The following is a 5,736-nucleotide window of genomic DNA, read 5'->3' on the forward strand; positions in this document are numbered from 1 at the left end:
GCTGATGATACAATTCCGACAATCATGCCAAATGAGATGTCTTCAAGTGAAGCAAGGCAGAATTGGGCTCGGTTAATTCAAAAAATTTATGAGGTCGATCCTCTTGTCTGCCCAAAATGTCAGGGTCAAATGAAAATCATCTCTATCATTGATGATTTTGGGATAATAGATAAGATTTTAAAACATCTAAATCTCTGGGATATCCGCAACCATGATCCGTCTGAGATAGAACCTGTTTATATTCCTTTGAAGATTCAGATTACGCGTGACCTTCAGGTTATGATAATTCAGGCTCCCAGATTCCAGTATTTGACACCTTTTGGAGCTGATATTTTTAACCTGAAGGTCACGCGTAAAATTGCGTTGAGGGATTACAGGTGTCCTATACTCAAATTCAGCCATAATCTAATTTTCCCAGTCTGTTTTAACAATAAGTACTCTTCACAACCAATGTCTATTTTCCTTTCCAAATAGCTCTTTACCCAGCACCAGGAGGAACACAACATGTTGTGTTCCTCCTGGTGCTGGGGGCATATTTTTCAGAGTTATAAAAATTTATTAGCTGTTTCTTGACAAAAGGCAAAAAAGCATTTACTTATCCTATATATATATAAAAGCCTCCTTTATGGCTTTCATAATAACCGGATAGTTAATGTGCTGCAAATCCGGACAAGTTATTTGCTCCCAACAATTTTTGAAAAATAAGTTGTTTGAACGAATTTAAAATTATATAATATATAATGTGATTCAAAAGGATTAATAAACAACTCTGGAGCGTTTATGAATATCCTAAATTTTCTTTTTATCTTTCTTGCTGCAATTGGGTTGATTTTTTGCAGGCACCAGGTAAACGCTTCTGAAAAACTGAAACCTGTTACGATACAGTTAAAATGGTACCATCAATTTCAATTTTCTGGATAGTATGCCGCTGTTGAAAAAGGCGGTTATGCTAAAAAAGGGTTTGATGCCACCTTGCGAGTACGCGATCCATTAAAAGCGAACTCCAAGCGGAGATCGTCTTAAGGACGGGGCAGTATTATTAAACTGGAGGATGGCCAGATGGAGACTAAAAACAATATCCCCGGGAATCATGTGAATGAGACGTTTTTATTTAATATCGCCATTGTGGGCGGCGGCCGAACTTGCCGATTTTTCCTTGAGCTGCTCGAAAATGATCCTTTTCCTTTTTTCGATGTCAAAATACTGGGGGTGTGCGATAAAAACGACACCGCAGAGGGTATCCTTCTTGCCAAAGAAATGGGGATTTATACGACCGATGATTTCCATGATTTGCTGAATATTGAACATCTTGACAGTGTCCTGGAGCTTACGGGCAGCCGGAACGTGCTTATAGAAATCATCCGTTTGAAACCTAAGGGCGTCGGTGTCCTTGAGTACAATATCAGCAGAATACTACGCAACCTTTTGGATACGAACCAGCGACTGAAATCAACCGAAGAAAAGCTTGTTGCCGAAAAAACTTTTTCCAATTTACTGATCCAGCAGAGTACGGCTGCTATTGTCATCATGAATACGGATTTTACCATTATCGATGTCAATGATGCCTATCTCAATACGGTAAAAAAAACAAAGGACAAAGTTATCGGTGCCCATTGCTATGAAATTTCCCATGGGATAAAGGCCCCCTGTTCAAGTGTTTTCCCCGGGGTGAAGTGTCCCATGCTGGAAACGTTAAGGACCGGCAAAAATGCCCATGTGGTCCACGACCATCCTGGACCGGACGGTAATTTGATGTATTGCAACCTTGCCACCTATCCAATTAAGAATAGCGACGGCGATGTCATACAGGTTATCGAATTCTGGCGGGATATTACGGCTGAGTTCTCAACCCGGTGGAACAAGCGGGTTAAAAAATTTAAATCCGATATCCAAAAAATGATTCAGGAAGACCGGATGATTTCTTTAGGCAAATTAACGGCAAGCTGCGCCCATGAAATCAACAACCCCATCCAGGGGCTTTTGACATTTTGTGATTATATGCTGAGTATTTTAAATGCCGGGCGCCCCAGTGATGATCACTTAAAAAAGTTCAAAGATCACCTGTCGCTCATGTCAACGGAACTGGAGCGATGCGGGAATATCGTTTCCGGGATGCTCTCCTTTGCCAGGGAATCCGACCTGGAATATAAGCATATCGATTTAAACGAAGTTTTAAATGCAGTTCTCACCCTTACCCGGCATAAGCTGAAACTTGGGAATATCAAACTGGCAACAGACCTGTACCCTGCGCCACTAATGCTTGAAGGGGATATCAACCAGCTTCAGCAATGTTTCCTGAACCTGATTTCTAATGCCAATGAATCAATGCCGGAGGGGGGCGATATAGCTGTTACATCCTGGATGGATAAGGAATCGGAAAAGGCCTGTATTGAAATTCGGGATACCGGGTACGGTATCCCGGAAGAGTTAAAGGATAACCTGTTTGATCCTTTTTTTACCACAAAGGATGTCGGCCAGGGTACGGGGCTTGGACTGTCCATTGTGCACGGTGTGGTCAAGAACCACAAGGGGACTATAAAAATCGACAGCCGGGAGGGAGAAGGCTCTGCATTCACGTTGACTTTTCCTGTGATATTTTCGGTTGACCATGATTCTGACGGAGGATAAGCATGGATAATAAAATGAGAATCATGATCGTGGATGACGAGTTGATTGTCCGGGAATCTCTTTTAAACTGGTTTGAACAATACGGTCATGAAATGGATACTGCCGCTTCTGGTTCAGAAGCCCTGAAGAAACTTGAACTAAAGCCCTTTCAGCTATTGTTTGTGGATATTAAAATGCCGGGTATGAACGGCCTTGAACTGCTTGAAAAAGTAAAAAAGGATTACCCGGATATCATGGTCGTGATCATTACCGCCTACGGTTCCATTGAAAGCGCGGTAAAAGCCATGCGCACCGGTGCCAGCGACTATTTGCTTAAACCTTTCAAGCCGGACCAGCTATCACTGGTGGTGGAAAGGATCATCTGCCAGCAAAAAATCACATCGGATTATCATTACTTAAAAGGACATCTGGAACAGATCACCCGGTTTGACAACATCATCGGTCAGTCAGCACCCATGAAAAAACTGTATTCATTAATACCGGAAGTGGCCCAGAGTGATTCATCTATTTTGATCACCGGGGAAACCGGTACGGGAAAAGAACTGGTGGCAAAAGCCATCCATGCCAAAAGTCCAAGGGCACAGCTCCCCTTTATTGCCATCAACTGCGGCGCACTGCCGGACACGCTCATGGAAAGTGAATTGTTCGGACATAAAAAAGGGGCGTTTACCGGGGCGGTACATGCCAGAAAAGGTTTTCTGGAAATAGTTTCCGGCGGCACCCTGTTTTTGGATGAAATCGGTGATATCAGTGCAAAGATGCAGGTAGATCTGCTCCGGGTGCTGGAGGACAAAAAGATATTCAGTGTCGGCAGCAAAACACCTTTTGAGGTTGATTTTCGCCTTATTTCCGCTACCCGGCATAACCTTGAGGAGCGCATTATTGACGGAGTGTTCAGGGAAGATTTTTATTACCGCATTAACGTGATAAAAATCCACCTGCCAACCTTGCGGGAGCGCAAAGATGATATTGAGCTTCTAGTGGAGCATTTTATAGAAAAATACAGCCATGAAACCACGAAAAATGTGGATAAGATCAAACCAGATGCCATCACGCTGTTGAAGTCTTACGACTGGCCGGGAAATGTCAGAGAACTGGAAAATGCCATTGAACGCGCCGTTGTGTTGAGTAAATCCCGGACTCTCAATGCCGGGGATTTTTCATTTCTACAGCTGGCACGGGGAGCTGCACCCACGGGACAGACATTAAAGGCTGTACAAAAAGAATATATCCTTCGGATACTGGATGAACAGGGCTGGCAAATTACCCGGTCGGCAGAAATCCTTGGCATAAACCGCGTGACGCTCCATAAAATTATTAAACGGGACAATTTAAAAGAACGCAGATGAAAAAACAGATCGGAGTGGTGCCGCTGGGAGAGGTCCCGGCGTTCGTGCTAAAGGTTATCTCAGCCAATATTACAGCCTATTACAAATGGCCAGCTACTGTTCTGCCCATGCGGCCCGTTCCTAAATCCGCCTTTGATAACAGGCGGCTCAAGTATGATGCCGGCATCATCATCAACGAGCTTGATACATGGGATTTTAGCGATTATTCTAAAATTGTCGGGGTAATGTCCCAGGATATTTTTGTTCCTATTTTCAATCATGTTTACGGTCAAGCCGTCCAGGGCGGCAATCTCGCCCTGGTTTCTCTGTTCAGACTGAATAGGAACACCGACGGATCATTGCCACCGCCTTCCCTTTGTTATGAGAGGGCAGCGAAAGTAGCCCTCCATGAACTTGGGCACCTGTTCAGTCTTTTCCACTGTGATGAAAACAAATGTATCATGCACTTTTCCGGTGCCATTGACGATTTGGACAATATTCCCTTTTATCTTTGCCGGGACTGCGAAAGGCGCCTGACACCTTGAACAGATACCCCTTATTGTTTTTCGGTTTTCAAAAATTCCTTTACAAGCAGTTCCCATCCAATCTCAGGGAAACTACGGTATACATCATCTACCGGCTCACCGCCAGTGGCAGCCAGATCCTGGTATTCCGGCCCGATCAGGTGTAAAAGCCTCTGGCTTTCACGGTCTGTCCATTCAAGACTTTCTTTTCCGAAAAAAAGCCCCTTGTGGTTTCGCTTGGGCATATCTGGCTCAAGGACACACAGCCAGCCTTCATGGTAAGGATCTTTATGAATGATTTCCGGGTGCTCCTGTGCTTTGCTGTTGACTGCCAGCACAGCCCCTGTGATAGGTGAAACTGCTGTGGCTTTCTTGTTCGAGCGGGAAAATGTCAGCTCAGCATGATCTTTTTTCAAAATAGTGCCGATGGGGGGAATCGAAATTTTTGAAGGGGTGCCAAAAAGTTTGACCATGAAATCGTCAAACCCGATCGTCACCCGTCCGCCATGCCCGAACCGCGCCCAGGTATGCCCCGTGTGATAGTAATAGCCGTCCGCCAGGCAGTACCCGGATGCCAGTGAAAAGGCCGGTTTTTTGCTGAGCCCGTTCAAGTCTTCCTCATCCAGCATCTGGTCATAGTCACAGTGATAACATTCATAGTTCAGAATACAGACTTTGGGTTCATCGACACGACCGGTCAGCACGTGACGGCAGGGACGGGGGTACCATTTGTAAATGGTTTTTAATTTTTTTGCCAATGCTGAACCGTCTCCCTGGTAACCTATATGGCGGTTTGCCTTCATTTTTTTCTGCATGGCCTTATCAAACGGGCAGGTTCGGCAGTCATACACATTGTCACACAATTTGAAATTAACAATACCCGCTTTCATCCAGATACACTCGTTTTCAACCACTTGAAACCCTTTGACAATATTTTTATGTTTTTGGTATCTCATTGTACACCTCCTTTGTCTGTTATGGATAAATGCGTTTATTTATTAACATTGCAAATCCGGTACCACAGAAAAAAAATAGGATGATTTAAAACTATCTCATTGAAATAAAAGGATTATATTGCATATAGATATGAAAAAATTTCAAGCGACCAAGCATGGTTGACATACAAGTGTAACTTTTTACTACACGACTGCCTGATACTTTTGAAGATATAAATTCAAATGGGCTATGGATAGGATGTCTTGACGAATGTTGCTAAAAGCTACAGAACTGTGATGATTTTTTACACAGAACCAAAA

At 43.7% G+C, this 5,736-nt stretch carries 4 protein-coding genes and 1 pseudogene; 4 read left to right on the top strand and 1 reads right to left on the bottom strand.

What is annotated here, in order from left to right; genetic code table 11:
• The 4 genes and pseudogenes from K8S13_RS17940 to K8S13_RS17955 form a co-directional block, all read left to right on the top strand.
• Nucleotides 1-474, top strand: a pseudogene (locus tag K8S13_RS17940) (hypothetical protein); the annotation flags it as partial.
• A 585-nt stretch (nucleotides 475-1,059) separates the two neighbouring features.
• Nucleotides 1,060-2,628: an ATP-binding protein gene (locus K8S13_RS17945; protein ID WP_291464658.1), complete on the top strand. Its 1,569-nt coding sequence runs from the start codon at nucleotides 1,060-1,062 to the stop codon at nucleotides 2,626-2,628.
• Between the two features lie 2 nt (nucleotides 2,629-2,630).
• Nucleotides 2,631-3,977: a sigma-54 dependent transcriptional regulator gene (locus K8S13_RS17950; protein WP_291464660.1), complete on the top strand. Its 1,347-nt coding sequence runs from the start codon at nucleotides 2,631-2,633 to the stop codon at nucleotides 3,975-3,977.
• Nucleotides 3,974-4,501 carry an archaemetzincin family Zn-dependent metalloprotease gene (locus K8S13_RS17955; protein ID WP_291464661.1) on the top strand — a complete coding sequence of 176 codons (528 nt, stop codon included), beginning with the start codon at nucleotides 3,974-3,976 and terminating at the stop codon, nucleotides 4,499-4,501. Before K8S13_RS17950 ends, K8S13_RS17955 begins: the two co-directional genes overlap by 4 nt.
• 11 nt (nucleotides 4,502-4,512) lie before the next feature.
• Here K8S13_RS17955 and K8S13_RS17960 read toward each other — a convergent pair whose 3' ends face one another.
• A complete protein-coding gene (locus K8S13_RS17960) occupies nucleotides 4,513-5,436 on the bottom strand; it encodes a glycine cleavage system protein H (RefSeq protein ID WP_291464662.1) in 924 nt (307 codons plus the stop codon).
• Nucleotides 5,437-5,736: the final 300 nt, after the last annotated feature.

The sequence above is a fragment of the Desulfobacula sp. genome, assembly GCF_021107415.1.

Coding starts and splice junctions, on each gene's coding strand:
- K8S13_RS17945 (WP_291464658.1), top strand. CDS start 1,060: ATGGAGACTAAAAACAATATCCCCGGGAATCATGTGAATGAGACGTTT.
- K8S13_RS17950 (WP_291464660.1), top strand. CDS start 2,631: ATGGATAATAAAATGAGAATCATGATCGTGGATGACGAGTTGATTGTC.
- K8S13_RS17955 (WP_291464661.1), top strand. CDS start 3,974: ATGAAAAAACAGATCGGAGTGGTGCCGCTGGGAGAGGTCCCGGCGTTC.
- K8S13_RS17960 (WP_291464662.1), bottom strand. CDS start 5,436: ATGAGATACCAAAAACATAAAAATATTGTCAAAGGGTTTCAAGTGGTT.